At 69.3% G+C, this 26664-nt stretch carries 38 protein-coding genes and 3 pseudogenes; 26 read left to right on the top strand and 15 right to left on the bottom strand.

Translation table 11 applies throughout. The features are described 5' to 3' along the window. Window positions 1–389 precede the first annotated feature (389 nt). The 5 genes from OG588_RS22180 (at window position 390) to OG588_RS22160 (ending at window position 3256) form a co-directional block, all read left to right on the top strand. Entirely contained in the window at window positions 390–593 is a 204-nt protein-coding gene (locus OG588_RS22180; RefSeq protein WP_004986771.1) for a cold-shock protein, read from the top strand. A gap of 139 nt (window positions 594–732) precedes the next feature. Beyond that, on the top strand, window positions 733–921 hold the full coding sequence (locus tag OG588_RS22175; protein ID WP_405948818.1) for a hypothetical protein: 189 nt from the start codon (window positions 733–735) through the stop codon (window positions 919–921). A 27-nt stretch (window positions 922–948) separates the two neighbouring features. Continuing rightward, the gene (locus OG588_RS22170; protein ID WP_405948817.1) at window positions 949–2445 is read left to right on the top strand and encodes a DEAD/DEAH box helicase; all 1497 of its coding nucleotides are present in this window, start codon (window positions 949–951) and stop codon (window positions 2443–2445) included. A gap of 46 nt (window positions 2446–2491) precedes the next feature. Then, window positions 2492–2899, top strand: a complete 408-nt coding sequence (locus tag OG588_RS22165; RefSeq protein ID WP_405948816.1) for a CBS domain-containing protein — start codon at window positions 2492–2494, stop codon at window positions 2897–2899. A gap of 48 nt (window positions 2900–2947) precedes the next feature. After that, the gene (locus OG588_RS22160; protein ID WP_405948815.1) at window positions 2948–3256 is read left to right on the top strand and encodes an SCO5918 family protein; all 309 of its coding nucleotides are present in this window, start codon (window positions 2948–2950) and stop codon (window positions 3254–3256) included. Between the two features lie 119 nt (window positions 3257–3375). On the opposite strand, the gene OG588_RS22155 is transcribed toward OG588_RS22160, so the two are convergent. Further along, on the bottom strand, window positions 3376–3735 hold the full coding sequence (locus tag OG588_RS22155; protein ID WP_200677240.1) for a hypothetical protein: 360 nt from the start codon (window positions 3733–3735) through the stop codon (window positions 3376–3378). Between the two features lie 46 nt (window positions 3736–3781). Continuing rightward, window positions 3782–4171 (bottom strand): ATP-binding protein, encoded by a 390-nt coding sequence (locus OG588_RS22150; protein WP_405948814.1) that lies wholly within the window; start codon window positions 4169–4171, stop codon window positions 3782–3784. 904 nt (window positions 4172–5075) lie between these two features. Here OG588_RS22150 and OG588_RS22145 point away from each other — a divergent pair. Both OG588_RS22145 and OG588_RS22140 read left to right on the top strand, forming a co-directional pair. Further along, window positions 5076–5414 (top strand): MerR family transcriptional regulator, encoded by a 339-nt coding sequence (locus OG588_RS22145; RefSeq protein WP_405948813.1) that lies wholly within the window; start codon window positions 5076–5078, stop codon window positions 5412–5414. Between the two features lie 245 nt (window positions 5415–5659). Next, window positions 5660–5863: a cold-shock protein gene (locus tag OG588_RS22140; RefSeq protein WP_266771059.1), complete on the top strand. Its 204-nt coding sequence runs from the start codon at window positions 5660–5662 to the stop codon at window positions 5861–5863. Between the two features lie 223 nt (window positions 5864–6086). Here the strand turns inward: OG588_RS22140 and OG588_RS22135 are convergent, their stop codons facing one another. Continuing rightward, window positions 6087–6281, bottom strand: coding sequence for a hypothetical protein (locus OG588_RS22135; RefSeq protein ID WP_405953418.1), 195 nt, complete (start codon window positions 6279–6281; stop codon window positions 6087–6089). Window positions 6282–6287: 6 nt separating this feature from the next. Next, window positions 6288–6437 (bottom strand): hypothetical protein, encoded by a 150-nt coding sequence (locus tag OG588_RS22130; RefSeq protein WP_405953417.1) that lies wholly within the window; start codon window positions 6435–6437, stop codon window positions 6288–6290. Here OG588_RS22130 and OG588_RS22125 point away from each other — a divergent pair. The 3 genes from OG588_RS22125 (at window position 6375) to OG588_RS22115 (ending at window position 7744) form a co-directional block, all read left to right on the top strand. Further along, window positions 6375–7031 (top strand): hemolysin III family protein, encoded by a 657-nt coding sequence (locus tag OG588_RS22125; protein ID WP_405953184.1) that lies wholly within the window; start codon window positions 6375–6377, stop codon window positions 7029–7031. The two genes, OG588_RS22130 and OG588_RS22125, sit on opposite strands and share 63 nt — an antisense overlap. A gap of 151 nt (window positions 7032–7182) precedes the next feature. Then, the gene (locus tag OG588_RS22120) at window positions 7183–7539 is read left to right on the top strand and encodes a PRC-barrel domain-containing protein (protein WP_405948812.1); all 357 of its coding nucleotides are present in this window, start codon (window positions 7183–7185) and stop codon (window positions 7537–7539) included. 37 nt (window positions 7540–7576) lie between these two features. Next, window positions 7577–7744 (top strand): hypothetical protein, encoded by a 168-nt coding sequence (locus OG588_RS22115; RefSeq protein ID WP_405948811.1) that lies wholly within the window; start codon window positions 7577–7579, stop codon window positions 7742–7744. Window positions 7745–7940: 196 nt separating this feature from the next. Here the strand turns inward: OG588_RS22115 and OG588_RS22110 are convergent. Beyond that, window positions 7941–8036: pseudogene (locus OG588_RS22110) on the bottom strand (transposase); the annotation flags it as partial. 109 nt (window positions 8037–8145) lie between these two features. Here OG588_RS22110 and OG588_RS22105 point away from each other — a divergent pair. The 8 genes and pseudogenes from OG588_RS22105 to OG588_RS22070 all read left to right on the top strand — a co-directional run bounded on the left by OG588_RS22105 (window position 8146) and on the right by OG588_RS22070 (window position 12246). Continuing rightward, window positions 8146–8316 (top strand): hypothetical protein, encoded by a 171-nt coding sequence (locus tag OG588_RS22105; RefSeq protein WP_405948810.1) that lies wholly within the window; start codon window positions 8146–8148, stop codon window positions 8314–8316. 260 nt (window positions 8317–8576) lie between these two features. Then, window positions 8577–8776, top strand: a pseudogene (locus tag OG588_RS22100) (hypothetical protein); the annotation flags it as partial. A gap of 103 nt (window positions 8777–8879) precedes the next feature. Then, complete coding sequence (locus tag OG588_RS22095) at window positions 8880–9374, top strand: MarR family transcriptional regulator (RefSeq protein WP_328825881.1); 495 nt, start codon at window positions 8880–8882, stop codon at window positions 9372–9374. A 155-nt stretch (window positions 9375–9529) separates the two neighbouring features. Continuing rightward, entirely contained in the window at window positions 9530–10138 is a 609-nt protein-coding gene (locus tag OG588_RS22090) for a DsbA family protein (RefSeq protein WP_405948809.1), read from the top strand. 45 nt (window positions 10139–10183) lie between these two features. After that, a complete protein-coding gene (locus tag OG588_RS22085; protein ID WP_405948808.1) occupies window positions 10184–10993 on the top strand; it encodes an MBL fold metallo-hydrolase in 810 nt (269 codons plus the stop codon). Window positions 10994–10995: 2 nt separating this feature from the next. Then, complete coding sequence (locus tag OG588_RS22080; RefSeq protein WP_405948807.1) at window positions 10996–11406, top strand: nuclear transport factor 2 family protein; 411 nt, start codon at window positions 10996–10998, stop codon at window positions 11404–11406. A 35-nt stretch (window positions 11407–11441) separates the two neighbouring features. Beyond that, a complete protein-coding gene (locus OG588_RS22075; RefSeq protein WP_405948806.1) occupies window positions 11442–11660 on the top strand; it encodes a hypothetical protein in 219 nt (72 codons plus the stop codon). A gap of 166 nt (window positions 11661–11826) precedes the next feature. Further along, window positions 11827–12246: a hypothetical protein gene (locus OG588_RS22070; protein ID WP_405948805.1), complete on the top strand. Its 420-nt coding sequence runs from the start codon at window positions 11827–11829 to the stop codon at window positions 12244–12246. Between the two features lie 42 nt (window positions 12247–12288). On the opposite strand, the pseudogene OG588_RS22065 reads toward OG588_RS22070, so the two are convergent. After that, window positions 12289–12390: pseudogene (locus OG588_RS22065) on the bottom strand (IS5/IS1182 family transposase); the annotation flags it as partial. Window positions 12391–12645: 255 nt separating this feature from the next. On the opposite strand from OG588_RS22065, the gene OG588_RS22060 reads away from it, so the two are divergent. From OG588_RS22060 to OG588_RS22035, 6 genes are all read left to right on the top strand, one after another. Beyond that, window positions 12646–13125 (top strand): MarR family winged helix-turn-helix transcriptional regulator, encoded by a 480-nt coding sequence (locus OG588_RS22060; protein WP_405948804.1) that lies wholly within the window; start codon window positions 12646–12648, stop codon window positions 13123–13125. 282 nt (window positions 13126–13407) lie between these two features. Continuing rightward, window positions 13408–14328, top strand: coding sequence for an SDR family oxidoreductase (locus tag OG588_RS22055; protein WP_405948803.1), 921 nt, complete (start codon window positions 13408–13410; stop codon window positions 14326–14328). A gap of 87 nt (window positions 14329–14415) precedes the next feature. Further along, window positions 14416–14811 (top strand): MmcQ/YjbR family DNA-binding protein, encoded by a 396-nt coding sequence (locus OG588_RS22050; protein WP_405948802.1) that lies wholly within the window; start codon window positions 14416–14418, stop codon window positions 14809–14811. After that, window positions 14808–15200 (top strand): MmcQ/YjbR family DNA-binding protein, encoded by a 393-nt coding sequence (locus OG588_RS22045; RefSeq protein WP_405948801.1) that lies wholly within the window; start codon window positions 14808–14810, stop codon window positions 15198–15200. Before OG588_RS22050 ends, OG588_RS22045 begins: the two co-directional genes overlap by 4 nt. A 523-nt stretch (window positions 15201–15723) precedes the next feature. After that, window positions 15724–15936: a hypothetical protein gene (locus tag OG588_RS22040; protein WP_405948800.1), complete on the top strand. Its 213-nt coding sequence runs from the start codon at window positions 15724–15726 to the stop codon at window positions 15934–15936. Continuing rightward, window positions 15933–16394, top strand: a complete 462-nt coding sequence (locus OG588_RS22035) for a GNAT family N-acetyltransferase (RefSeq protein ID WP_405948799.1) — start codon at window positions 15933–15935, stop codon at window positions 16392–16394. Before OG588_RS22040 ends, OG588_RS22035 begins: the two co-directional genes overlap by 4 nt. Before the next feature lie 141 nt (window positions 16395–16535). Here OG588_RS22035 and OG588_RS22030 read toward each other — a convergent pair whose 3' ends face one another. Then, window positions 16536–17171 carry a TetR/AcrR family transcriptional regulator gene (locus tag OG588_RS22030; protein WP_405948798.1) on the bottom strand — a complete coding sequence of 212 codons (636 nt, stop codon included), beginning with the start codon at window positions 17169–17171 and terminating at the stop codon, window positions 16536–16538. A 124-nt stretch (window positions 17172–17295) separates the two neighbouring features. Here OG588_RS22030 and OG588_RS22025 point away from each other — a divergent pair, with 124 nt between their 5' ends. Then, on the top strand, window positions 17296–18207 hold the full coding sequence (locus OG588_RS22025; RefSeq protein WP_405948797.1) for an alpha/beta fold hydrolase: 912 nt from the start codon (window positions 17296–17298) through the stop codon (window positions 18205–18207). A 21-nt stretch (window positions 18208–18228) separates the two neighbouring features. Here OG588_RS22025 and OG588_RS22020 read toward each other — a convergent pair whose 3' ends face one another. From OG588_RS22020 to OG588_RS21985, 8 genes are all read right to left on the bottom strand, one after another. Then, a complete protein-coding gene (locus tag OG588_RS22020; RefSeq protein WP_405948796.1) occupies window positions 18229–18738 on the bottom strand; it encodes a GNAT family N-acetyltransferase in 510 nt (169 codons plus the stop codon). Between the two features lie 25 nt (window positions 18739–18763). Beyond that, a complete protein-coding gene (locus tag OG588_RS22015) occupies window positions 18764–21607 on the bottom strand; it encodes an AAA family ATPase (RefSeq protein ID WP_405948795.1) in 2844 nt (947 codons plus the stop codon). Between the two features lie 87 nt (window positions 21608–21694). After that, complete coding sequence (locus OG588_RS22010) at window positions 21695–22525, bottom strand: alpha/beta fold hydrolase (RefSeq protein WP_405948794.1); 831 nt, start codon at window positions 22523–22525, stop codon at window positions 21695–21697. 216 nt (window positions 22526–22741) lie between these two features. Next, window positions 22742–23611, bottom strand: coding sequence for an aldo/keto reductase (locus OG588_RS22005; protein WP_405948793.1), 870 nt, complete (start codon window positions 23609–23611; stop codon window positions 22742–22744). Between the two features lie 87 nt (window positions 23612–23698). Continuing rightward, a complete protein-coding gene (locus tag OG588_RS22000; RefSeq protein ID WP_405948792.1) occupies window positions 23699–23977 on the bottom strand; it encodes a WhiB family transcriptional regulator in 279 nt (92 codons plus the stop codon). A gap of 103 nt (window positions 23978–24080) precedes the next feature. Then, window positions 24081–24914 carry an alpha/beta fold hydrolase gene (locus OG588_RS21995; RefSeq protein WP_405948791.1) on the bottom strand — a complete coding sequence of 278 codons (834 nt, stop codon included), beginning with the start codon at window positions 24912–24914 and terminating at the stop codon, window positions 24081–24083. Between the two features lie 108 nt (window positions 24915–25022). Then, window positions 25023–25457, bottom strand: coding sequence for a heme-binding protein (locus OG588_RS21990; RefSeq protein WP_405948790.1), 435 nt, complete (start codon window positions 25455–25457; stop codon window positions 25023–25025). Between the two features lie 59 nt (window positions 25458–25516). Further along, complete coding sequence (locus tag OG588_RS21985) at window positions 25517–25819, bottom strand: tautomerase family protein (protein ID WP_019064730.1); 303 nt, start codon at window positions 25817–25819, stop codon at window positions 25517–25519. A gap of 400 nt (window positions 25820–26219) precedes the next feature. Here OG588_RS21985 and OG588_RS21980 point away from each other — a divergent pair, with 400 nt between their 5' ends. Then, window positions 26220–26627 (top strand): nuclear transport factor 2 family protein, encoded by a 408-nt coding sequence (locus OG588_RS21980; RefSeq protein ID WP_366093264.1) that lies wholly within the window; start codon window positions 26220–26222, stop codon window positions 26625–26627. Window positions 26628–26664: the final 37 nt, after the last annotated feature.

Raw genomic sequence — 26664 nt, 5'->3', positions numbered from 1 at the left:
CCCTGTTGAATTCGACCTTGCGGACAGCCGCCTACCTCCCCGTGCTCGGGCGGCCCCGGTTGTGGCTGGCGACTCCGCTTTTCCGGAACGTTGCACTGCGAGTGAGTCAATAACTGTGTTTGTGAGGTGAGAGTTTGCCGGACCATGCAGCGAGAGTTTTTGTCGCAATGAGCGGAGTGGAATTAGTTAACCGACGGGGGCCGTGGCGGCGTGCTACTGTTGATCTCAGTTGCAGTTTTGGTTCCCGAAACTTCAAGTGCTCCCACTCGGCTTCGGCCGGGGAGAGCGCTTTTGTATTTACCGGTCTTTTTCCGGGCGGGGTAATCATTGCGGCGACACGGTGTCCGCACAGTGTGGATTCCGATGTACTGCCCCGAAGGAGATATGACATGGCTACTGGCACCGTGAAGTGGTTCAACGCGGAAAAGGGTTTCGGCTTCATCGAGCAGGACGGTGGCGGCGCTGACGTGTTCGCCCACTACTCGAACATTGCCGCCCAGGGTTTCCGCGAGCTGCTGGAAGGCCAGAAGGTGAGCTTCGACATCGCGCAGGGCCAGAAGGGCCCGACGGCCGAGAACATCGTTCCGGCCTGACGCTGACGAGCACTCTGTAGCTGGGGCCCGCATCCTTCGGGGTGCGGGCCCCAGCTGCACGCGTTTCCCGTGACTGTTTCATCTGCGGGACGGCTCGGAGGAATCCGCGGCCTCGCCAGGCACGACTCATCCTTCAGAGATGTACCCCGTCCTGAAGAGCCGCACCGCGGTCGACACCCCGATTGCCGTCCCTGTCACGTCACCCATTTCAGCACCTGCGCCCGCGTGGATTTCCGTCGGCCAGATCTGCTTTCTTTTGTATTTTGCTTTTGCCGTCGGTCCATACTTGTGGTTCTCCATGCTGCTCAACGCTGCGGGAATTCCTTGATATGTGCCACATCGAGGAAGGTTCCGCATGAACCGCACACGTACGAACGACCGCTCCGCCCGCACCCGTAATGGCAGCGCCGACGCAGGGAAGGGCGGCAGCCGCTACGGCTCGTCGGCACCGCGCCGTTCCGGCGGGCCTGTCCGTTCCGGCGGCTACGGCCGCCGGCCCGCCGCGGTGCAGGGTGAGTTCGCGCTCCCCGAGACGATCACCCCCGCGCTGCCTGCTGTTGAAGGCTTCGCCGATCTCGACATGCCCGAGCAACTGCTGGCCGAACTCGGCAGGCAGGGTGTGACCGCACCGTTCCCGATCCAGGGTGCGACGTTGCCGAACACTCTGGCGGGCCGTGACGTCCTGGGCCGCGGGCGCACCGGTTCCGGCAAGACCCTCGCCTTCGGCCTCGCCCTGCTCGCCCGCACGGCCGGACAGCGTGCCGAGCCCCGCCAGCCGCTGGGACTGATCCTCGTACCGACGCGTGAGCTGGCGCAGCAGGTGACCGACGCGCTCACTCCGTACGCCCGTTCCGTCAGGCTGCGGCTGGCCACCGTGGTGGGCGGGATGTCGATCGGCAGGCAGGTCAGTGCGCTGCGAGGCGGCGCCGAGGTCGTCGTCGCGACCCCGGGCCGGCTCAAGGACCTCATCGACCGTGGCGACTGCCGTCTGAACCAGGTGGGCATCACGGTGCTGGACGAGGCCGACCAGATGGCCGACATGGGCTTCATGCCGCAGGTCACCGCACTGCTCGACCAGGTGCGTCCGGAGGGGCAGCGGATGCTGTTCTCCGCCACCTTGGACCGTAACGTCGACCTGCTGGTGCGCCGCTATCTCACCGACCCCGTCGTGCATTCGGTCGACCCGTCGGCCGGTGCGGTCACGACGATGGAGCACCACGTCCTGCACGTCCACGGCGCCGACAAGCACGCCGCCACGACCGAGATCGCCGCCCGCGAGGGCAGGGTGATCATGTTCCTGGACACCAAGCACGCCGTCGACCGGCTGACGCAGGACCTCCTCAACAGTGGGGTCCGGGCCGCCGCGCTGCACGGCGGCAAGTCGCAGCCGCAGCGCACCCGCACACTGGCGCAGTTCAAGACGGGGCACGTCAGCGTGCTGGTGGCGACCAATGTGGCGGCGCGAGGCATTCACGTCGACCACCTCGACCTGGTCGTCAACGTCGACCCGCCGACCGACCACAAGGACTACCTCCACCGTGGTGGCCGTACCGCGCGTGCCGGCGAGTCCGGCAGCGTCGTCACCCTCGTGACACCCGGCCAGCGACGCGGCATGGCCCGCCTCATGTCGGACGCCGGGATCCGGCCGCAGATCACCGAGGTCCGCTCCGGCGAGGCCGAACTGAACCGCATCACCGGTGCCCAGGCTCCGTCCGGCATCCCGGTCGTCATCACCGCTCCGGTCGTCGAACGCCCCAAGCGCAGCGCCTCCTCCTCCCGGGGCCGGCGCCGCCCCTCTTCGGGAGCACGGCGCGGGCCCGTACGCCAGTCCGTCGCCGGTGCGGCGGCCTAGAACCTTCGTGATCAGGAAGCTGACCCATCTCTGCAGGAGGCATCTTTTGACGCTGGTTCAGACGCAGCCCCGCCCGGCGAACGCGGGCCCTGTGCACAGGACGCCGACTGAGGTCATGGAGGCGGCCGGACCGCAGGTCTGGGACGACATGAGCGTCGAGGTGGCGCTGTCCGTCATGACCGCCGCCCGCACGGGCCGACTGGTCGTCTGCGACCAGGACGGCCAGTGCACCGGCCTGGTCACCCGGACCGAACTCACCGCCGTGCGCGACAACTCCGCCTACACGGACCGCGTCCGCCTGCGCGACATCCTCGGCGACCACCGGTCGTTCACGTCACCCGTGATGACGATGGCCGAAGCCGAGCACGCGATGCGCTCCCGTCGGCGGCTCGGTGCCCTGCCGGGGGCCGACGGGCAAGGCGGCGCCCCGGGCGTCCTCGCCCTCTCCCGCTGATCCGCCTCACCTGGTCGGACCGTTCTCCCCTTCTCCCTGTGAGGCCCCATGCGCTGCGTCATCGCCCGTTTCCCCTTCGAGCTCACCAAGAGCGGTGTGCTGGAATCGATGAAGGGCATCAAGCCCGAGCAGGTCATGGGTGAGTCCGTGATCATCGGCCGCCGTCACTACCCCGTCAAGCAGGTCGGCCAGGTCATCACCCGCCAGGACCGCCGCGACTTCAGCGTCGACGAAGTCCGCCGGGCGATGACCAAGCTCGGTTTCACCTGCCGCGCCCTCCCCGAGGCCGTACCCGTAGGCATCCTCGGCTCGCTCCGGCAGGCTTCCGCGATGCTCGGCACTCCTGTGTCCGCCTGACCGACGCGACAGGCACGCGCCGACACCTGAACAGCAGTGGGCCCGGCCGACGCAAGTCGGCCGGGCCCACACTGCGTGCGACGGGTTCCCGTCGCCGTGGTTCCTCGGCGGCCGGAATATCAGTGGTCGGAATAGCTGAAGTCGCCCACGGTCCAGGCGCTGACGTCGTCGATCGCAACCCGGTACATCCCGCCCGTCTCCGGGATCCCCACCGTGCCCTGAAGAATTCGGGCGACGTGGAAGTGCAGATGAGTGGGTGGCCCGTCCTCCTTCGCGGGGGTGTCGAACACGGCGGAGAACTCTCCCAGGCGGGCGGAATCCGTCAGAACCTCCGACACCCTCCGCCTCCACACGGCTTCGGGAGCCAGCCGGCCGGTGATGACAGCGCCGCCGGTGACCACGGTCAGGGACATCTGGTTGCTCTGCCCGGACTCCACCACGGTGGCGACGTCAACGAGCAACTCGTCATGCTTCGACATGGGTCAGATTGTATTTGCCGGCCGTCCGGCTGCTTCAGCGGTGGCGTTACCGGGCCAGGAGGGCGCTCACGGTCTTGCCGCCGTCCGCCCGGCGGGTGACCGCGGTGGTACGTGCGAGGCGGTTGACCATGGGCCAGCCGAAGCCTCCGGTGCCGTCGTTCAGGTCGGGGGTGCGCATGCGCGGCATCTCGGGGCTGTGGTCGTGCACGGTCACCTCGATGCTGTCGGGGTGTGCGGTCAGGTCCAGGGTGCAGGTGCCGCCGCCGTGCCGCAGGGCGTTGGTGACGAGCTCCGAGACGACCAGGACCACGGTGTCGGCGTCCTCGGCTGCGATCGGACGTTGGAGACCTCCGAGGAAGTCCCGGGTGCTTTCGCGTGTGCGGGCGACGGTTGTCGCGGAGCGGACGGTTGCGACGTTGACGCTCATCGTGTTCATCAGGTCTCCCCGGTCTCTGGATCGTCGATGTCCGGTTCTGCCTGCCGTGTCGCGTTCCCTCGCCTGTGGTCCGTTAACCAGGCGGTGACGGCCGTTCCTCCTGCGCCTGCCGCTGTTCGAGGTGGATTGCCTCTCTGTCGAACGCGCGGAAATCTGTGTTTGTCGGAGTAGACATTGGGGCGAGGGCGTGGTTATGGTTCTCTCGTAGCCCAGAGAGACAGCAGGGCCTGGCAGACACGAACTGCCGGGCAGAGCGGTACATGCAAGTGAAGTTCGCAGGACGGTGCGGTGGTGGAGTCGCGAAGCCAGAGCGGTTGCAGGACGGCGACGCGACTGGCGACCGTACCGGGGGGCCCGCAGTGATCAGGGGCCGCCGTGAGCAGGACCGCAGTGGCAGTACCCGAAAGTGCAGTTCGCGGTATCCAGCAGTGAAGTGAGTGAGCGGTACCTCGGTGAAGGCGTCGGCTGCGGACGCGCGCATCGGGAGGTTCGGCAGTGGGGTTCCAAGCCAGGGTAGACGCAGGACGGGCGACGGGGCTGGCTGCCGAAGAGCGGCGCTGTCACAGGCCGCTGAGCAGTTCGCATCATCAGCAGTACGTATCACCAGTAGTGCGCAGTACCCCCGCTTGTAAGCAGTTGATCCCAGAGGGAAGAACGGAGGAGCCGAGCGCCATCAGGATCGCCCGGGCCGACATCTTGAACCCGGGTACCGCAGGACATCGATAGTGAGGTGGTCTCCGGTCAAGCAACCGCGATCCCAGCAGCCCCGGCAGCATGCCGGTCGGGTCTGCGGAAACAGAGGGCCGGCGCAGTACGAGGGCCGGCAGATGGTGTAGCAGTTCCTTCGGGGCCTTGGTGCCAAATGGCACCAAGGCCCCTCGACGCGTTCCACAGAGAGGTGCAAATGACAGCAGACGACTCCTTCGGCCGTATCGACGACGACGATTACCCCGCCTACACGATGGGCGGAGCCGCCGAACTGCTCGGCACCACGCAGGGCTTCCTCCGCGCCCTCGGCGAAGCCCGCCTGATCACTCCGCTCCGCTCCACCGGCGGCCACCGCCGCTACTCCCGCTACCAGCTGCGCATCGCCGCCCGCGCCCGGGAACTCGTCGACCACGGGACCCCCATCGAGGCCGCCTGCCGCATCATCATCCTCGAAGACCAGCTCGAAGAAGCCAAGCGCATCAACGAACAACACCGCCGCGCCGCAGAATCGTCGAACCCGACGACCACGGCCTGAGACGGGGCCCGTCGGCATCGGCGGGCACCCCCGTATCTCCCGGTCCTGGTGTTCGGGGTGATCGCTTTCCCTGGTGACGCGGTGTGTGGGCGTGTAGCGTCTGCGTCAGCTGTCGTGGTTCGGAGTTCCCTATAGCCCACGCTCCTGGCGTGGGCGTTTTGCTGTGCTGTGCCGCAGGGACCAGGGCGATCACCTCCGCCTTCCACACGGAGTGGAAGGCATTCATCGACTGGAAGGCATGAGACATGGCTACGGGAACTGTGAAGTGGTTCAACGCGGAGAAGGGCTTCGGCTTCATCGCCCAGGACGGCGGCGGTCCGGACGTCTTCGCGCACTACTCCGCGATCAACTCCTCGGGCTTCCGTGAGCTCCAGGAGGGCCAGGTCGTGACGTTCGACGTCACCCAGGGCCAGAAGGGCCCCCAGGCGGAAAACATCAGCCCGGCCTGACCTCGCAGCCCTGCCCGACGGATCCCGCACGCCGCGTCCGTGACTGCCGCCGACTGCGCGCGCCGTGCTGCTCACCCGGACGCAGGGAACGGGGACCGGACCTCAAGAACTCTGCGGCCGAGGTCACGCCGGCCCCAGATTCACTCAACACATCAGGGTCGCCCAGCCGTTGCTGCGCGGCCCTGATGCTGTGCACCACAGATCCCGTCAATTGACGGCAGTGTCAACGAGGGCCGGAGTTGAAACGGCTGCGGACCACCATGCCGACGACGTGGACGTCAGGTTCGCGACCGACCTCCCGGAAGGGCGTCCCGGTGCCGCCTTCTAGCATGACCCCATGATCGCCGGTGATGCCCAGGAGTCCGAGGGGGGACGAGGAGCCGTGTCCCGCGACGCCGCTGAAGCCGAACACGTTCACGGCGCCTCACGGAGCGCGGAGAGTCGGGAAGACCGGCCGCCCGTCGGACCAGAAGACGATGAAGCAGAAAAAGAAGGTCATCCGGTTGCCGCTCTGGTCAAGCGGGCGGCCGACCTGGCCGAACCGATCAAGCCGAGGCTGCGTGGCTGGCTCCATGCCGCGATGGTCCCCGCCTCACTGATCGCAGGCATCGTTCTCGTCTGCCTGGCCCGCACCCCGCAGGCGGCCCTGGCCTGCGCCGTGTATTCGGTCACCGCCTGGATGCTGTTCGCAACGAGCGCGATCTACCACCGTGGCACTTGGGGGCGGCTCGGCGAGGCACTCCTGCGACGTCTCGACCACGCCAACATCTTCCTCATCATCGCCGGCACCTGCACACCCCTGGCGGTGCTTCTCCTCCCGCCGGACCAGCGGTCCCTGCTGCTGTGGATCGTGTGGGCGGGCGCATTGGCCGGTATCGCGTTCCGGGTCTTCTGGGTCGGAGCTCCGCGCTGGCTGTACACCCCGTGTTACGTGGCCCTGGGATGGGCGCCGGTGCGTTACCTGCCCGACTTCCTGCACACCGGGGGAGCGGCCGTACTCATCCTGATCGTGGCCGGCGGGCTCCTCTACAGTGCCGGCGCGGTGGTCTACGCCCTCCAGCGCCCCGACCCCTCACCCCGCTGGTTCGGCTTCCACGAGGTGTTCCACGCCCTGACCGTGGCGGCCTTCACCGCGCACTACGTCGCCATCTCCCTGGCCGCCTACTGACCGCGACAGCGTTCCGGCCGCGCGTGAAGGTCATCAGCCGTCCGGCCTACAAGTTGGCTGCTCTGAAGGGTGTGACGCTCCGTGGACAGGTAAGGAGGGAGGAGAACGTGACGCCAGCGGTCTTCAGCTGACCTGCGACAGAGGGGCTGCCGTGTTCGAGGCGCAAGACATCAGGGAATGGCGGGGCCACGACGTGGTCGACCATGAGCAGCACAAGATCGGCGTCCTGGAGGCGGTCTACGTGGACACGGCCACAGACCAGCCCGCGTTCGCGACGGTCATGGTCGGCCTGCCGACCCGGCACCGGCTGGTGTTCGTCCCCCTGGGCGATGCGACGGTCGGTCCCGGCTATCTGAAGGTCGCCTACGACAAGAAGCGGGTCAAGGAAGCACCCTCGATCGGCACGGACGGCGAACTGCTCGCGGAGGACGAGAAGACGGTTTTCGCCCACTACGAGTTCGCCTACCGAACTGGTGAGGGCGGCGAACGTCGCCTCGCCCGCCGCTGATGCCCCCACCAATGCGCCCCACCATGAGGTGACACCGATGGCTCTCTTTCTCCTACTGGTCCTTGTGGCCGTCGTGCTCGGCATCATCGGTGTGGTGGCGAAGGGCCTCTTCTACCTGTTGGTCATCGGTGTGGTGGTTCTGGTCGCCGACTTCGTCCTCCTTGGCCTGCGCCTGGGCCGCCGTCGCAGGCGTCTCCCCCGGTGACGCGGTCAGCCGGGCAGCTGCCCCGGGCCGCCCCGCCCGGGGACCGGACACAGCGGGATGCCGGAGCAGGCATCGGGCTATCGCGCAGAAGCTGCCCGCCTTGTCCGTGACGGTGTGGAGGCGTCGGTGAGGTCGGCGCCGGTGTTGGCGTCCCGCTCCGAGTGGTCGACGCCGTGCCAGTCCAGGGGGTCTCGGTCCATTCGTCGTTCTGCTCGGCCGGCACCGCGCCGACCAGCCGGATCAGGACAGTACGGTCCGGGAAGGCGCCGACGATATCGGTGCGACGCCTGACAGCCTCACAGCTGGACCAGACCTGCAGGAACGTGGACACGTGGCACGGACCCCCCCCCTTGACGCTCGCCGCAAACGCCTTCGGGTCACCGCGCTTGGCTTCGAAGTGCTTGCGACAAGGTGAAGCGATCTTCGACGAGTTGCGCGGCCAGTGGGAGTTGCAGATCGGTCCTGCCGAGCTCGCGGCCCTTGAGACGCACCTGGCCACGCTGGTCGGCGCCCTGCCCGTGCGCCCGGATGCACCGGGCTGGATTGCGCACGACCTCGGCGGCCCGGCCTAGCACTCGGCCTCCCCACGACCGCGCGCCTTGGCTGTCGGTGTCGCCCCGGTGGTTCCCATGAAGCCGCTGCTCGGCGGCACGTGATGCGTGAGCGATGCGTGAGCGGATGAGGGAGAACCGGAGAACCGGAGAACCGGAGAACCGGAGAACCGGAGAACCGGAGAACCGGAGAACCGGAGAACCGGAGAACCGGAGAACCGGAGAACCGGAGAACCGGAGAACCGGAGAACCGGAGAACCGGAGAACCGGAGAACCGGAGAACCGGAGAACCGGAGAACCGCGAGCCACGTAAGCACGCCCAGGTCTGCTGGGTCGACGCGGACGCCATCCCCGAGGAGTTCGTGGACACCACCGCCGGCGCCCTGCACCGCTACCTCGCCGAGGTCCGCAAGTCTCCCTCGACGGCTGGCAAGAGAAACACCGAAGCTTCGCCCAGGAGCGGATGGCGCCGCTGAAATAGGGGGGGCTGCGGTCGTGCGACCGGCCCAGCGGACTCGGCCGGCCTGCCTGCCCCTACGTGATCGGTACGGTGGCACCGGGACAACGAGAGGGGCGGCGCTGCCGTGGGTGAGGAAGCTGAGATCAGGACGGCCAAGGAGGCCGCCGACCATGAGCTCATCCTGGCGTTCGGGCGGCTGCAGGGGGCGGCGAACCGGCTGGAGTACATCCTCGGCCGGGCGCTGGAGGTGGAGTGCGGCATCAGCCATCTGGTCTTCGAGGTGCTGCTGATCCTCGGGCGTGCGGGCGAGCCGGGGCTTTCGATGCGGGCCATCGCCCAGGAGCAGGTCCTGACCACGGGCGGTGCCACCCGGCTGGTGGATCGCATGCAGGCGGCGGGTTTCGTGACGCGCGCGGACTCTCCCGACGACCGGCGCGGAAAGCTGGTGCGGCTGACGCCGCTGGGTGAGGAGACGGTCGTACGCGCGTCCCGCGTCCACCTGGAGAACATCAAGCGGTACCTCGTGGACCCGCTGCCCGCAGCGGACCGAAAGCGGTTCGCGGAGGATCTCCGCATCCTCAGCCACACGGCCCGGGACCTGCTGCCCAGACTGCCCTGACCTGCGGACCAGCGGCCGCGGTGGTGTACTGACGTGGTCAGCCACACTCATGTGCCTCACCTCACACGAACCTTGAAATATCTGACGCGTCAGTTACTGTTCTGTCAGGTGAATCGCCCGCAACCCGCGGGCGCACATCCCTGCCGAGGTCTTCGATGAAGCTCGTCTACGTCTTCGACGCCTACTGCGGCTGGTCGCACGGGTTCTCCGGAACACTGAGCGAGGTCGCAGCCCGTCACCCCGAACTGCCGGTCGAAGTCGTCTCCGGCGGCCTGTTCACCGGATCGCGGCAGGTGCCCATCCGCCAGTTCGGCTACGTCCAGGGCGCGAACGCCAAGATCGCCGAGCTGACCGGCGCCGAGTTCGGCGCGGCCTACGAGCAGCTGATCGCCGACGGCTCGTTCGTGATGGACTCCGATGCCGCCGCCCGCGGTGTCGCCGCCCTGCGCCAGATCGCCCCCGACCGCGCGGCGGAGCTGGCCGCGGCCCTGCAGGCCGCGTTCTACGTCGACGGACTCAGCCTGTCCGAGGCGGCCACCTACCGGAAGGTCGCCCAGGCCGCCGGGCTCGACGCGGATGCCGTCGTTGCCGCCTTCGAAGCACCCGACGCACAGACCGCGGCCCACGCCGACTTCCGCCGCGCGGTCCAGCTCGGCGTTACCGGGTTCCCCACTCTGCTGGCCGTCGACGGAGACTCCGTCACCCCGCTGGCCTACGGCCAGGCCACCGCCGACGAGGTCGACGCACGCTTCGCCACCAACTGACCTTCCCCTGCCCCCACCCCATCCCCTGCGCAAAGGAGCCCCCGCATGAGCCCCCTCTCCTTCAAGGTCCTCGACCTCGACTTCCCGGCCGGCAGCAAGAACAAGACCGCCACCCTCGTCACCGGCGAGAACGACGCCCTGCTGGTGGACGCCGCCTTCACCCGCGCCGACGGCCACCGCCTCGCCGCCGAGATCCTCGACTCCGGCAAGAAGCTCACCACCGTCTTCGTCAGCCACGCCGACCCCGACTTCTACTTCGGCGCCGAGGTGATCGCCGACGCCTTCCCCGAGGCGAAGTTCGTCGCCACGCCGATCGTCATCGAGCACATCCAGCACTCCTACGAGGGCAAGCTCAAGGCGTGGGCCGCGCTCGGCCCGAACCTGCCCACCCGGCTGGTCGACCTCACCCCGCTGACCGGCGACGCCCTGACCCTGGAGGGCCACCGCTTCGAGCTCAAGGGCGGCCCGGCCGCGCTGCCCGACCGCCACTACCTGTGGCAGGCCGAGCACCGTGCCCTCCTCGGTGGCGTCCTGCTCTTCCAGCAGGAGCACGTGTGGGTCGCCGACACCCCCACCCCCGGCGACCGTGCCGCGTGGATCGACCTGCTCGACGAGATGGCCGCCCTCCAGCCCGACCTGGTTGTTCCCGGCCACCGGCTGCCCGGTACGGCGGCGGACGCGTCCGCCATCACCGCCACCCGCGAGTACCTCCTCGCCTTCGAGGAGGAGCTCGCCGCGGCAGCCGACGGCGCCACGCTGACCGAGGCGCTGGTCAAGCGCTACCCCGACAACGGCATGCTGATCGCCGCCCAGATCGGCGCGAAGGTCGCCAAGGGTGAAATGAAGTGGGGCTGACCATGGCCGAGTTCGCTACCTCCACCGCCCCCGCCGACGTCGTACGGCGTCAGTACCTCGCCTCCGCGACAGGTGACCTGGAGGCGCTTCGGGCCACCCTCGCCCCCGACGTGGAGTGGACGGAGATGGCCGGCTTCCCCCTCGCCGGCACGTACCGGACCCCCGACGGCGTCACCGCGGGCGTGATGGAGAAGCTCGGCCAGGACTGGGACGGCTGGACCGCCCACGACGACACCTACGTCGTCGACGGCGAGAACGTCGTCGTCCTCGCCCGCTACACCGCGACCAACAAGGCGACCGGGAAGCCGATCGCCGTCCGCGTCGCCCACCACTTCGTCGTACGCGCAGGACACATCGTCCGCTTCGAGCAGTTCGTCGACACCGCGCTCGTCCGCGACGCCATGACCGTCTGACACGCGACCCAGCACCCGGGGAGCGGGAGAAGCTCGTGTCCGCTGCCGACAACAAGGCGCTCGTCATCGCGTTCTACGAGCGGGCGTTCAACGATTACCAGCCGGAGCGGGCCGCCGCGCATCTCGGCGACCGGCGGGGATGCGGTAGACCGTGGCACCGAGGGGGTGCTGACCCTTTCTCGCGCGCTGCGGTCGCCGTGTTCGTCTACGTGGTCGGCATACAAGTGATCGGTACACACCGAAGTGAGCCGTAGGAGCCACCTCGGTCCTCGCATTTGCGAATACTTGGCTAGCCACATGATTGCTGCTACGTTAATCATGTGGCTAGCCACACTTTCTCTGGAACCTCCCCCACCGAACTGAGGAGACCCCATGGGCGTGCCGTCGGAGGGGGCCATATTGCCTTGGAGGAGCGACCCCATGTCCCACGAGAACTCTCAAGTGAAGCCCCCGATCAATCAACGCGTGCTGACCCTCGGCATCACCCCTGATGCGCTTTCGTCGGACGATTTCCCGCCGGGGGTCACGACGCTCGAAGAGCTGGTCGCCATGAGGAAGCGCAACTGGGCCGCGCTCCGGGCCACAGGCATCGACGGCGAGGAGGGCTATGTCGGCCTGGACCCCGACGAGGCTGAGGCCGAGCTGCGCCGACTGTTCGACGGGCGCTCGTTCGGGGTGGTGCTCATCGGCGGCGGCATCAAGAACGTCCCGGAGTACACCGTCCTGTTCGAACGGATCGTCAACGTGCTCATCGACCTCCAGCCCGACATCCGGTTGAGCTTCAGCTCGCATCCGACGAACGTGCCCGAGGCGCTGCAACGCTGGCTCAGGAAGTCCTGACAAAGCCGTCTCGCGGAGCTGGGCGTTGGACGCGGCGTGAGTGATGAGACAGGCGGCGAAGCCGAGGAAGGCTTCGTGGATGTCGTCGCGTCGTTCCCAGCGGATCCGCAGCCGGCGCAAGCCGTGCAGCCAGGCGATCGTCCGACTCCCCGCACAGTGAGCGGCCCCAGTCGCAAGCTGCGAGAGCCGGCAAGCTCGTCACCACCGTCACCACCGTCACCACCGTCAGCACTGCCCGCTCGGCCGAGCGGGCACGGCCCAGTCGGCCAGCGTCGCCGGGCACGTGCGGAGCAAGCTCGTCCTGACCGTCGACTGAGCACGCCCGCCCACCGCCTCTCCAGGCGGTGGGGTGGCCGGCTACGCCGACTACCCCACCCACACCGGCTGAGGAAGCGAAACATGCCCACCCCCGAACCCCGCATCCCCACGACGGCCGACGCGGGACCGATGAGCTACGCGATCTTCCAACTCGCCCGCTCCCACCGCGCCTACGCCGCCGCCCTGCTGCGCGAGATGGACCTGCATCCCGGACAGGAACTGGTGCTGATGCACCTTTTTGACCGGGACGGCCAGTCCCAGTCCGAACTGCTCGAATGCCTCGGCGTGGACCACTCCACCATCTCCAAGGCGCTACGCCGTATGCAGGACGCAGGCCTGGTCATCCGCGAGCCGGCCGCACACGACCGGCGCGTCATGGTGGTCCACCTCACCGACAAGGGCCGGGCGATGCGCGAGCCCATCACGGCCCTGTGGCAGACCCTGGAGGAGACCACCGCCCGGAATCTGTCGGAGCAGCAGGCGGAGTCCTTCGTCGAGACCGCCTACGCCATCACCGAGGCGATCAGCAACCGCGCGCTGCCCGGGGAAGAGTCCACCTGACTCCCCGGTGTGCACCTCAGTCCGCGTACGCCACACCACACATGAATGAGGGGCACGCGGACTGGGGTGCACACCGTCCCGCATGCGGCGCGACCACCTCCAGCCAGGCCGTATCACCCACCCCGTACCGGATGTTCCGGACGTGGCACGCGGCACGCGGCACGTGGCGGCGAGGCGCGCTACGGATGCGCCACCACGGCCCGCCTCCCTCAGCCCCGCCCGGCACGTGGGCGCCTATGCCCGCAGCCACCGCCCACCGGCCTGATGGAAAGTGAGACTCCCATGCCTGCCACCGACTCAACCGCCCTCCCTGTCCTCGTCGTCGGGGCGACCGGCTCCCTGGGGAGCAAGGTCGTCGACGAACTCCTGGCACGCGGCAAGAACGTCCGCGCCCTGGTGAGGCCGACCACCGACGCCGGCCGGCTCGAAAGCCGGGGCGTTCGGATCGCCCGCGGCGACATGCTCGACCTCCACTCGCTCGTCGCCGCCATGAACGGCGCCGACGCCGTCATCACCACCGCCGCCGGCTACACCCGCGGCGGCAAGAACGCCCACGACATCGACACCCTCGGCAACGCCAACCTCGCCGAGGCCGCCCACCGCACCGGCATCCGGCGGTTCGTCCTGACCAGCATCCTCACCAGCGACCAGACGCCCCAAGTCCCGCACTTCTGGCACAAGAAGCTCGCCGAGGACAAGCTCGAACAGCTCGGCGTCCCCTTCGTCGCCCTGCGCCCGGGGGCGTTCCTCGACCAGGTCGCGACCATGGCGGGCAACCCGCTCGACAAGGGCCGTCTGATCTGGATGTCCAAGGCCACCGTCCCGCTGACCTTCGTCCGCACCTCCGATCTCGCGGCGTACCTGGCGGCCGCGGTCGACGCCGATGCCGAGGCCGGTGAGCGCATCGACATCGGCTGGGACCGTCCGGTCAGCATGCGCGAGGTGGCCGACCTGATGGGCCACCGGGCCGGAAGGAAGATCAAGGTGTGGGCCGTCCCCTCCGTCGTCGTCCGCGCCGCAGGAGCCGTCGTCGGCCGTTTCAACCCGGTGGTCAGGGACATGGCCGCGATGTTCGGCTGGTTCGACACCGGACGCTACGTCGCCGACCCCCGCCGCCAGGAGCAGCTGTTCGGCCCCGTCCCCACGGCCGAGGACATCCTCGCCCGGTTCACCGACGAGCTGCGCACCGCACAGCACCGGTGACAGGCCCGCGTCCGATCCCTCACCGCCCGGCGGCCTGACCAGGACGCCTCGGTTCTGTCCCTCCGATCCCCGAGGAAGGAAACACTCATGAACGGATCGACCCTGCAGACGTTCGCCGCCGAGTGCGCGCAGGAACTTCCCGCAGCCCAGCTGGAGCATCCCTTCGGTCCGGACTGGGAGGTCTTCAAGGTGCGCGGCAAGGTGTTCATGCTGATGACCGAGGTCCCCGGGCGCCCCGTCGTGATCCTCAAGGCGGACCCAGGCGAGGCCCAGGCTCTCCGGGAACACAACAGCCACATCACCCCCGGCTACCACATGAACAAGAGGCACTGGATCACGCTGGAGGGCGGGACAGGCGTCGACGACAAGCTCGTCAGGGAACTCGTCACCGACTCCTACCTGCTGGTCGTCTCCCACCTGCCCAAGGCGGATCAGCCGGTCGACCCGCGCACCTACGGCACCGGCACTCGGGCGGGCTGGTGAGCGCGGCCGGTGACCGCCTCCAGGACACCGCTCGCAAGGCGGCCCTCGCCCTCCCCGACGTCAGCCACGGCCGCCCCTTCACCCCCGGACTCGACGTGTACAAGGTCGCGGACAAGGTGTTCCTGATCGTCACCGACGACCCGGAGGAACAGATCATCACGGTCAAGTGCGAGCCCGAGCACGCGCGGGCACTGGAACGCGGGTACGCCTCGATCACCCCGGGCCGCTACCTCGACAAGCGGCACTGGATCTCGTTGGGGCCCGGGCGGGGCATCACGAAGCAACTGATCAACGATGCGGTCGAGCACTCCTACGACCTGGTCGTCGACGGTCTGCCACAGAGCGAGCGCCCGCCGCGAGTCCCCGGCCCGGACGCGGCCGCCAAGTGAACGTTGGCCGCGCCCCCTTGGACACTGGCTGGCCACAGTTCTTAGAGACTGAAGACGAGTTCGGCCTGGTCGCGCTTGGTGGTGTGCAGCTCCCAGTAGACGGGGGAGGGGGTCGATGGAGCCCGCTCCGGTGGTGGAAAGCAACGTGCCCGCGCAGGCCTCCCGCATCGCCGGCAGCACCTGCCTCGGCGGCGTCGCGAGCAGCCTTCGGCACGACCGACTGACAGATGTCTCCACGGCGGTGAACCGACAACCCTCGCCTCGCTGCCGTTCGAGGTGTCGAGCGCGGCTCCATGGGTCGCACCCTGGCGGCGCTCGCCCTCATGACGGTTCCGGGCATGCTGGTCCTTGCCCCGCGCCTGCCGCGGGCTGCACTGTCCGCAGCTGCAGCTGCAGCTGCAGCTGCAGCCGCAGCCGGACCCAGACCCGGACTCCCCCGCGGAGCGGCTCGCAGCGGTCGTACGGCACCTCCTGCTGCGATTCTTCGCCCGATCCGTCGACACACCGAGGAAGGGATCATGCCGTGCCGTACGCGCTGAACCTCTGGCGTCAACAGCCAGGAAAGGAACCCGAGTTGGTCTGGCGCCACACCGAACACCAGGTACTGATGCTCGCGGACGACCGGCTCACGAAGCTCCCGACCGGGATCGTACGGCCGCACCGGCCTGCCACCCCGGACCCCGGTCACCACCACCTCGACCACATGATCCGAACCGTGCCTGGACCCACCTCGTGAGGATCAGCCAGGCGAATGCGGACGACACCGTGGACCTTGCCCGGCTGTTGTGGCTGGACACCTGTGGGGAGGAGCCGGAACAGCGGTCCGTCGACGCGTTCGTGGCATTCGCGGCGGAGCTCGCACAGTGGTGGTCCGACCGTCAGGACTCGCATCCGGCGTTCGTGGCCCGGCTCCGCCGACCCGAGATCGTCGGCATGGCCTGGGTCGCGCTCGTCCCTCGCGTGCCGAGACCCGGAGCGACGAGTCGGCTGTCCGCGGACATCCAGAGCGTCTTCGTCAGGCCGGAGCAGCGAGGTCGGGGGATCGGCTCGGCACTCGTGGCGGCCGCTTCGGAGCATGCGGCACGTCTCGGGTCCCTTCGCGTGACGGTCCACTCCGGTCGCAAGGCGGTGCCGGTGTACGAACGGCTCGGCTTCGAGTCGTCCCGACAGCTCCTGAGCCGACCGCCGGACTAGGGTCTGTCCGGCAAGGCCAGGATCCGTCCGCCGGACTAGGGTCCTAGGGTCCGTCCGCCGGACTAGGGTCCGTCCGCCGGACTAGGGTCCGTCCGCCGGACTAGGGTCCGTCCGCCGGACCAGGATCCGTCCGCTCGCTGATCATGCCGGGCCGGTGGAACGCACGGTCGCGGCATCGGTGCGGAAGACCCGGTTCAGGTGGTGGTCCAGGACCGCGATGGCCGACTCCGGATCGCGTTGGCCGACGAGGATGCCGGTGCCGAGTCCCGCGGACATGGCAAGCAGGGCGGTCGCCTCCAGCCGTGGTTCCACGCCGGGTTCGAGCAGGTCCGCGTCCTGCGCCTGCCGGAGGAGTCCGGTCAGGGCGTCTTCGGCGGCGTCGGGGTTCTTGATGAAGGGCTGGGCCGCGAGCGCCCGGTCGTGCACGGCCAGCACGGCGTACGACGTGTAGAGGTGGTGGAAGGTGCGGCTCTCGTCGTCCGTCGGCAGCGCCGCCGTCAGCAGCGCCTCGATCATCGAGCGCGGACCGGGATCGTCTCCGGCGGCCTGTACCCGGGCGGAGACCCGCTCCCCGAATCTCGCCGCCAGATGCTCCAGCCCGAACAGCAGCAGCTTCTCCTTGGTCTCGAAGTAGTACTGCACCAGCCGCAGCGATACGCCCGCCTCCGCCGCCACATCGCGCATCCCCACGGCATGCAGTCCGCGTCGTCCGGCGACCCGGACGAGGGCCTCGGCGATCTCGGTACGCCGTTCCGCGTGGTCCACGCGCTTGGGCATCGGCCGTTCTCCGCTCGTCGTACCTGCTCTGGTCCTGCTCTGGTTCCGTGGGACCTTTTGATGATACAGCTGTATCATCATCGTGGTACGTTCGTATCACGAAACCGAGACGCCGGAGGTGGCCATGCCCGAGACCGCTGCCCGCACCCAAGCCGATGTCGGCCGCTACGTGAGCGATACCTGGCGGGAGCGGTACTTCACGGCCTGCGACGCGGTCTACGCCCTGAGCGCGCCCGCGCTCGCGGAAGAGGACGTGGAGACGTCCTTCGGTACCACGCACGTCTACCGCTACGGGCCCGCGAGCGAGGCGGCCCGATCCCGCACTCCAGTCGTCCTGGTCCACGGGTCGGGCACCTGCTCGGCCATGTGGTACCCGAACACCCCGGCCCTCAGCGCCGAGCGGCCGGTCTACGCGATCGACACCCCGGGCGATCCCGGACGCAGCGTGCAGCGCGCGGCCATCCACGAACCCGAACACGCCGCGCGGTGGCTGGACGAGACCCTCGCCGGGCTCGGACTCGACCGCGTCCACCTCGTCGGCTCCTCCTACGGCGGCTGGCTCGCCCTGAACCAGGCGCATCGCAGGCCCGGTCGCCTCGCCTCGGTCACGCTGCTCGACCCCGGCGGCCTGGAGAAAGTGGGGCTGCGCTTCTTCGTCTGGATCTTCGCCAGCCTCTTCGCGACCTTCGCGCCCAAGGCACTGCGCCCGCGACTGGCGGCCTGGCTGGAACAGCCGGTCCTCGTCGTGCCGGAACTGCGCACGATGATCAGAACCGCCGTTCGCGCCTACCGCGTCCGCCGCCCGGCGCCGCTTCCCCTGTCCGAGGAGGAGCTGTCCACCGTCCGGACCCCGCTCTACCTGGTGCTCGGCAGGCGAAGCCTCCTCGTGCACCCGCGGCGGCAGACGGAGCGGGTGCCTCGCCTGGTCCCCGGCGCCCGAGCCGAGATCATCTCCGACACGGGCCACGGACCGCAGATCGACCACGCGGAGGAGACCAACCGCAGGATGCTGCGCTTCATGGCCTCCGTCGACTGACCACCGACCACCGACCCCGCGTCACGGCAACGAGCGGGTGAGCCATACGACTTCACCGCTGTCCTCCGTGGAGACGTGATCCCGCTCGAACCCGAGCTTCTCCAGGACACGGAACGACGGTGTGTTCCACGCGCCGACGGTCGCCCAGAGCCGTTTCCGCCCGGTCGCGACAGCGGCGTCGAGCACCGCGCCGGCCGCCTCGGTGGCGTAGCCACGCCCTTGCGCGCGCTGGAACAGCTCGTACGCGATTTCGGGCTCCTCCACGCTGGAGCGGCCGATGATCAACCCGCAGTAGCCGATGAAGTCGCCTTCGACACGGCGCTGGATGGGCAACAGCGCGATCCCTGTGGACTCCGTCGCGGTGAGCAGCTTGGCGATGGCCGTCCGGATGTGCTCGACCGTGGGCGTCTCCTTGCCGCGTTCGGCGAGGAGCGCGCAGAACTCGGCGGCGTCCGACTCGGCCCACGGCCGCAGGATCAGCCGCTCGGTCTCCAGGTGGAACGGCATGGTCTCGTACGTGGACGTGGACATGGGACCTACTCTGCCCCACCGGTCGTCACGGTCTACCGCTGGACCGCCACGAAGCGGCCGACCGCGGCGAGGGCGCGTCCGGGATCGGCGGATCCTCCCGCGTCGTGAGCGCCGTGAGTGCGTCGCGCAGCCCCGCGCGGGCGGTGACGCCGAGTTTCGGGAACACGTTGTAGAGGTGGCCGCTGACCGTGCGAGCGGACAGGTGGAGCCGTTCGCCGATCGCCTTGTTCGTCAGGCCCGAGGCCGCGAGCGTGGCGATCTGCAACTCCTGCGGAGTGAGCGCGATGTCCGTCGAGCCGGTCTGGCGCCGGGAGACGCCGGTCGCTCCCAGTTCGGTTCGGGCGCGCTCCGCCCACGGTGCGGCGCGTAGCCGGTCGAAGATCGTCAGCGCGGCGTTGATGTGGACGCGTGATTCGACGGTGGCCCGTTCCCGGCGCAGGTGTTCGCCGTAGGCCAGCAGGACGCGTCCGCGTTCGAAGGGCCACAGGTTCTCGGGCGCGGCTGTGAGGGCCCGTTCGAAGTGGGCGTTCGCCGCCTCGCCCTCGGACACCAGGCCCTGTGCCGCGGCCACGAGCAGCGCCCAGCGGGTGGAGATCTTCGTGATGTCCATCCGCAGCATCGCTTCGACGAACTCCCGGGCCTGTTCGGTGCGGCCGGTTCGGACGGCGGCCTCGATCTGGTCGTAGGCGACGAAGAGTTGGAGTTGGCGGGCGGTGCCCGGTTCGAGTCCGTGTGGGCTGATCCTGGCCGCTTCTGTGTACGCCGTCTCGAAGTCGCCGCGGCCGATCGCAGCGAGGGTCCGTACGCGGTACACGTGCTGCGGCACGATGAAGGCCTGGCGCGGGATCGACCAGGCCAGCATTTCCTCCAGCGGTTCCTCGGCCTCCTCCTGCTGACCGAGCGCGGCCGCGGCGAGAGCCCTGCTGTAGTGCAGGAACCAGATGAAGTTGACGTACCCGTACGACTCGGCGCGCTCCAGTCCCTCCTCCGCGAAGCGCTGGGTGTCGTCCCAGCGGCCGGCGAGGTAGCTCTCCGCGCACAGCAGCATGAGCGCGTTGGTGACGGAGGCGACGGCCCCCGTGCGGGCGGCGTCCTGCCAGACGCGCAGCAGCGGTTCGCGCAGGTCGGCGAGGCGATCGACGTCGTTGGCGACATAGCCGACGCGGATGATCTGGCTGGGGTCGAGCTCCGTCGTCAGTGTCGCGATCTCCTGGTCCAGGGTGCGCAGTGCCTCCGCGGAGACGAGGGCCGGATTGGACACGACCTCGGAGCGGACGAGCAGGCCCTCGGGCAGCAAGTCGCGGTATTTGTCGACCAGTTCGAGGTAGGGGTCCCACATCTCCTTGCGCCCGTTGAGCGAGGCGATCACCGAGAGGACCCAGATCGCGGCGTTGATCTCCTCCGCGGTCGGCTCCGCCCCGGGGGCCCGCAGGGCGGTGGTGAGCACCCGGAACGCCGAGACGACGTCTGCGTCGGAGTACAGCATGAGCGAGGCCGCGGCCGAGGCGGTCGCCAGCGAGCCGACGTCGGCGTCCGATCGGCGCGCGTCGGCGAGGAGTTGGGAGACCGACTGGAGATCTCCCATCACCTCGGCCGCGAAGTACGCGGCCCCGGCCAGGCGTTGCGACCGGTGCTCGGGATCCGGGCTCAGATCGGCCGACCGCGTCATCGCCGCCACCGCCGCGGACGGGTCCCCGCGTTTGAGCGCCTGGATCGACTCGCGCTGAAGCAGGGTGGCCACCTCCTCGTCGGGGCCGTAGGAGGCGTCGGCGAGGTGCCAGGCACGACGCCCCGGATCGGCACGCCGACACCCGGCGAGTGCCCGGTGGGCCTTGCGCCGCTGCTCGGGACGGGCCAGTTCTACGACGGCGGAGCGCACCAGCGGGTGGCGGAAGACGACGGAGTGGCGGCTGTCGACGACGATGATCCGCTCGCGTTCGGCGATGTCGAGGTGGTCGGCGGCATCGGGGCCCACCACGCTCTCGGTGGACAGCGCCTGGCCCGAACCGTCCAGGGCGAGCAGCAGAAGCAGGTCCCGGGTCTCCGGTGCGAGCGCGGCGATCCGGGCGGTGAAGATCCGGGTGAGCCGTTCGGTCAGCGGCAGCACGGCGGGCAGCATGTCCGCCGTGGGGTACCGGTCCGAGGCCAGCGTCGCGGGCAGTTCGACGAGGGCGAGCGGGTTCCCCTGGGCCTCGGAGACGATGCGCCGGCGTACGTGTTCGGCCAGGTCCGGGTAGCGGGCGAGCAGCAGGGCCTCGGACTCGGCGTCGTCCAGAGAACGCATGGTGAGGCTGTTGACGTCGCCGCGAGCGCGCAGTGGCTCCCCGGTCGTACGGACGGTCGAGAGCACCCGCACCCGGGTTCCGGCGACCCGTCGGGCCACGAAGGACAGGACGTCGGCGCTGGCGTCGTCGAGCCACTGGGCGTCGTCGACGATGGCGACCAGCGGCTGTTCCCGTGCGGCGAGCAGGAGCAGGGACAGCGCGGCGGTCGAGATGAGGATGCGTGAGGGCGTCGCGCCCTCGCCGAAACCCAGTGCCACGCGTAGTGCGCTCTCGTGGTCCGGGCCGAGTTCCGCGAACAGCGGGACCAGCGGCACCAGCAACTGGTTGAGGCCGGCGAACGCGATATTGGCCTCGAACTGGGCGCCGGCCGCGCGCAGCGTCCTCATACCCCGGGCGTCGGCGAGATCGGCGGCGGCGTCGAGCAGGGCGGACTTTCCCACACCGGGATCACCGAACAGGGTCAGCGAGCCGCCGAGCCGGGCGGTGTCGTCGATCACCGCTCGGATGAGGTCCAGTTCGCTGGACCGGCCGGTCAGGCCGGTCGCGACGCCCTGGCCTTCGGTGCCCAGGTGCTCTGCGCTCATGAGGAGGCGCCTCTTTCTCCTGTCGGTCCCGACTCTATTCGACGCCGCACCGCACTGCGTCTTTCCCTTCTCCAGGGGACCGATTCTCTAGCGGGCCGTTGTCGTGGCGGCGTCCTCGATGAGGTGGGTGACGGTGCCGGGATGGGAGATCAGCGCGACGTGGGAGCTGTTGATCTCGACGGTGTGCGCGTGGGCACGCCGGGCCTCGAACCGCTCCAGCGGTGCGCCCAGCGCCTCGTCCTGCCGGGCGACCAGGGCCCAGGACGGGATGGTGCGCCAGGCGGCGGCCGTGGCCGAGGAGGCGAACGCGGCGGCGGCGACGGGGCGCTGTTCGGCGCCCATCACGACGGTTTGGGAAGCGGGCAGGTCGGCTGCGAACACGGCCCGGAAGCGGGTGGGGTCGACGTACAGGTCAGAGCCGCCGGTGCCGTCGGAGTTGCTGAAGGGCACCGGGCGCAGGGCGGGGGCCAGTTCGTTGGTACCGGGGAACTTGTTGGACAGCGTGCTCAGTTTCTCGCCCTTGTCCGGGACGAGCGCGGCGATGTAGACGAGGGCCTTGACCTGGGGGTCGCCGGCGGCGGCCTGGGAGATGACGGCGCCGCCGTAGGAGTGGCCCACCAGGATCACCGGGCCCTTGACACTGGTCAGCACGCTGGCGACGTAGGTGGAGTCCTCGGCCAGGCCGCGCAAGGGGTTGGCCGGAGCGATGACCGGATAGCCGTCGCGCTGCAGGCGCTCGACCACGCCGTTCCAGCTGGAAGCGTCGGCGAAGGCGCCGTGGACCAGTACCACCGTGGGTTTGGGGGTGGCGGTTGGGGTGGTGTGGGCGGAGGCCAGCGGGATCAGGGACAGGCTGGCCGAAGCGGTGACGGCGGCGGTGATGAGCAGGGCGCGCGGGCGGGGACGGGGGATGGACATGGTGGATCTCCTTGGGTGGGGGGTGAGGGTGAGCGGGTGAGGGGGAAGCCGGGGCAGGCGGTGCTCCATGGGCTGTCAGGACGAGGTCCAGCAGGTCGGCCGTGCCATGCAGTCGCTTGCGTGTGGAACCCCCTGGGCCGGAGGCTCGTGCGACCCGGCCCAGGGGGTGGCTGCGGGGAGGGGAGTGCGCTGGGCCCGCCAGGGCCGGGGCGCTGGTCAGACGGCCTGGCTGAGTGCCTGGAACTGGACGTCGGTCAAGGTGACCTGTGCGGCCTGGGTGTTCTCCTCCAGGTGGGCCACGCGGGAGGTGCCGGGGATGGGCAGCGTCACCGGGGAGCGCCGCAGCAGCCAGGCCAGGGCCAGCTGGGAGGGGCTCGCGCCGTGCTCCTTGGCGAGCGTGTCCAGCGGGCCGCCCGGGCGCGCCAGCCGGCCGGTGGCCATCGGGAACCACGGGATGAAGCCCAGGTTTTCCCGCTCGGCGTACTCCAGGACGTCCTCGGCGCCGCGATCGGCCAGGTTGTACAGGTTCTGCACGGAGACGATGTCCGCGATCTTCCGGGCTTCCTCGATCTGCTCCACGGTCACCTCTGACAGGCCGATGTGGCGGATCTTGCCCTCCTGCTGCATGAGGAGCAGCTCGCCGACCTGGTCGGCCAGCGGGACCTGGGGGTCGACGCGGTGCAGCTGGTAGAGATCGATCCGCTCCACGCCCAGGTGGCGCAGGCTCAGCTCGGTCTGCTGACGTAGGTACTCGGGGCGGCCGAGCGCGCGCCAGTCGCCCGGGCCCGAGCGGGAGAGCCCGCCCTTGGTGGCGATCACCAGGTGCTCGGAATACGGGTGCAGGGCCTTGCGGATGAGCTGCTCGCTGACGAACGGGCCGTAGGAGTCGGCGGTGTCGAAGAAGTTCACGCCCAGCTCGGCGGCCCGGCGCAGCACGCGCACGGCCTCCTCGGGGTCCTTGGGGTCGCCCCACACTCCGGGGCCCGTCAACTGCATCGTGCCGTAGCCGAGCCGGTTGACGGGCAGGTCGCCGCCGAGGCGGTAGACCCCGGAGGAGTCGGCGGGACGTGCGGTTTCCTGTGACATGGTCTGCCTTCCTTATCGAATAAGGGTTCGTCTAAAACTTCGGGCGGGGCGGCGGGAGCCTCTGTTGCCGGGGCGGGTCGGCCGCGTTCACGCGGCCCTCGACTCGGGGCGTGGGATGTCACGCTGGTCTTCGGTCAGGCCGCCCCAGATTCCGTACGGCTGACGGGTGCTCAGCGCGAACGCGGCGCACCTGTCGAGGACCGGGCAGGCCCGGCAGACTTCTACGGCGCGTTGTTCGCGCCTGCGTCGGCGGTGGCCGCGTTCGCCGGGAGGCGAGAAGAACACGGCCGATGCCATGCCCCGGCAGGCGGCGTCTGCCTGCCATTGCCAGGCGTCGAGCAGGGGGACGAGGGGACTGGCGTTCATGGTTGATTTCTTCTCCGCGGAAGTAGGAGTGGCGGGCGGGGCGGGTGGTACGCGGGCGGGCGGGAGTTGGCAATGGCCGGGCTCCCGCCCGCCCGCGTGACGACTAGGAAGCCAGGAAGTCGACGAGCGCCGCGTTGACCTGGTCCGCGTGGGTCCACAGCAGCCCGTGCGGGGCGTCGTCGATCTCGACGTACTGTGCGTCGGGCACCGCCTTCGTGAACTGTCGCCCGGTGGCGTCGATCGGCAGGATCCGGTCGGCGGTGCCCTGGAGGATGAGCGCCGGCACGTCGATCTTCGCGATGTCGGCGCGCATGTCGGTGTGCCAGCTGGGCACCACGGCCGAGGACGCGAACGGGGACATGCGCGTGGCGGTGACCCAACTGCCGCGCACCGCCTGCTCGCTGATGCGGGTGCCGAGGTTCACGTCGAGGTTGTAGAAGTCGTCGAAGAAGCTGGTGAACCAGGCGTACCGGTCCTTCTCCGCGGCGGAGACGATCCCGTCGAACACGCTGGCCGGAAGGCCGGTGGGGTTGTCGGGGGTCTCCAGCAGGAACGGTTCGATGGGTGCCAGGAACGCGACCTTGCGCAGGTTGGCGGTGCCGTGGGCGCCGATGTAGCGGCCGATCTCGCCGGTACCCATCGAGAAGCCGACCAGGGCGACGTCCTTGAGGCGCAGTACGTCGAGCAGTACGTCGAGGTCGTTGGCGAAGGTGTCGAAGTCGTAGCCGGTGGTGGGCTGGCTGGACTGGCCGAAGCCCCGGCGGTCGTAGGTGATGACGCGGTGTCCGGCCTTCAGGAGCGCCGGGATCTGCAGCTCCCAGGACTTGCCGTCCAGCGGGTAGCCGTGGATCAGCACGACGGGGGAGCCCTCGCCGTGGTCCTCGTAGTAGAGGTCGACGTCGGTGGTGTTTTCCTTGGCGACGGTGATGTAGGGCATGGCTTCGCTTTCTGAGTGGGAGAGGGGTGGGCGTGACGATGTGACGGCGGGGGCGCCGGGAACAAGGGGGAGGGGGAGCGGGAGGACCGACGGTTCAGGACCGCCGGTTCACGGCCGGCGCAGAGCCTGGACCGCGAACGCGGCGACCTCGTGGTCCTGCGCGGGTGATCCGCCGCCGGCGCCCAGCGCCCCGACGACGACCCCGCGGGCGTCGGTGATCGGGACGCCACCGGCGACGAAGGCCAGCGGGAACGTGGTGGCGGTCTGGATCGAGGAGAGCGGGGCGCCGGACTGCACGGCGGGGGCCAGGTCGGCGGTCGCGGCGCCGAAGTACACGGAGGTGCGGGCCTTGGCCCGGGAGGTGTCGATGGAGGCGAGCGCCGCACCGTCCATCCGGGTCACCAGCACGGTGTTGCCGCCGCCGTCGAGGACCGTGAAGGTGTACGGGACCCCGAGCTCAGTGGCCTGGTGGACGCCTGCGGCGGTGGCCGTGGCCGCGTCGTCCAGGGTGAGGATGACGGGCGAGATCTGCGTGAGGGGCATGGCCGTTCCTTTTCAGGTGGTGCCTCTTCAGGTCGTGCCGAAAGTCGTGCCGGGTGGGGTCACTTCTCCTGGTAGGGGGCGGCCTTGGCGAGGTCGGGGCGGGTGACGGGGTGGCCGTCGATGGTCTGGTAGGTGGCGGCGGAGCGGCCGAGGGTGTCGAGGAGGGTCGCGGGGCCGGCGAAGGGCTTGCCGCCGATGTGCCAGCCGTCGGTGTGCAGTTCCTCGATGAGGACCCAGACGATCTCGCGGAAGGCCTCGGATCCCTCGAACTTGACCATGACCTCGGTGAGGGCGGCGGCCATGTCGTGCTTCTCCTGGGTGGTGAACACTCCGTCGACGAGCTTGACGTTGACGAACGGCATGGGGTGCTCCTTGGTGGGTCGGGATGCGTCGTCCCTGCCGAGCGGCGGGGACAACTGAAGCGTCGCCCCGGGGTCATCCGCACCGCACCAGTCATCCGACCTGACTGCGAAGGGTCTTTGCGTGGCGCCGCCCTCGGGTCGGAGCTGTCAGAGCCGTGCGGCCTACGGCGACATCCCCGCACCGGGTGTGCCGGGTGCCGGTGCCGAGCGCACCGGGCCGCTGCCCGTGTCCGCCCAGGTGGGCCGGGGTCGGTGAAACCCGGGTCGGATGACTCATGCCCGGCGGTGGGGCGGCGACGACCATGGACACAGGGACGGCACAGCCGCCGAGTCCCTCACCGTCCGCCAACCATCTCGCACCGTCCGCACGCCACCCCTCACCGATGAAACGAGAAACCCCATGTCCGAGAAAACCAACAAGCAGCTGGTCGCGGAGGCGTTCGACGCCTGGGCCGCCGGCACCGGCGGGGTGTTCGACCTGCTGGCCGAGGACGCCGACTGGACCATCGTCGGCAACAGCGTCGCCTCCGGCACCTACCCCACCCGCGAGGCGTTCCTCGACGCGGTCATCCATCCGTTCAACGCCCGGATGAGCAGCCCCCTGGTGCCGTCCGTCCGTGCGCTGTACGCCGACGGGGACACCGTGGTCGCCCTGTTCGACGCGAGCGCGACGGTGCGGGACGGCTCGCGCTACGACAACACCTACGCCTGGTTCCTGACGATGCGTGAGCAACGGATCGTGAGCGCGGTCGCGTTCTTCGACAGCGTCGAGTTCAACGACTTCTGGGCCCGGGTCCAGCCGGCCTGACCCCTACCGCCGCAACCCCCTTGACCGCCCCGTCACC

It is taken from the genome of Streptomyces prunicolor (genome assembly GCF_045162825.1).
GTDB lineage: Bacteria > Actinomycetota > Actinomycetes > Streptomycetales > Streptomycetaceae > Streptomyces > Streptomyces prunicolor.
Note: the sequence above shows the minus strand (reverse complement) of the source record. Positions and strands in the feature narration are given on the sequence as shown.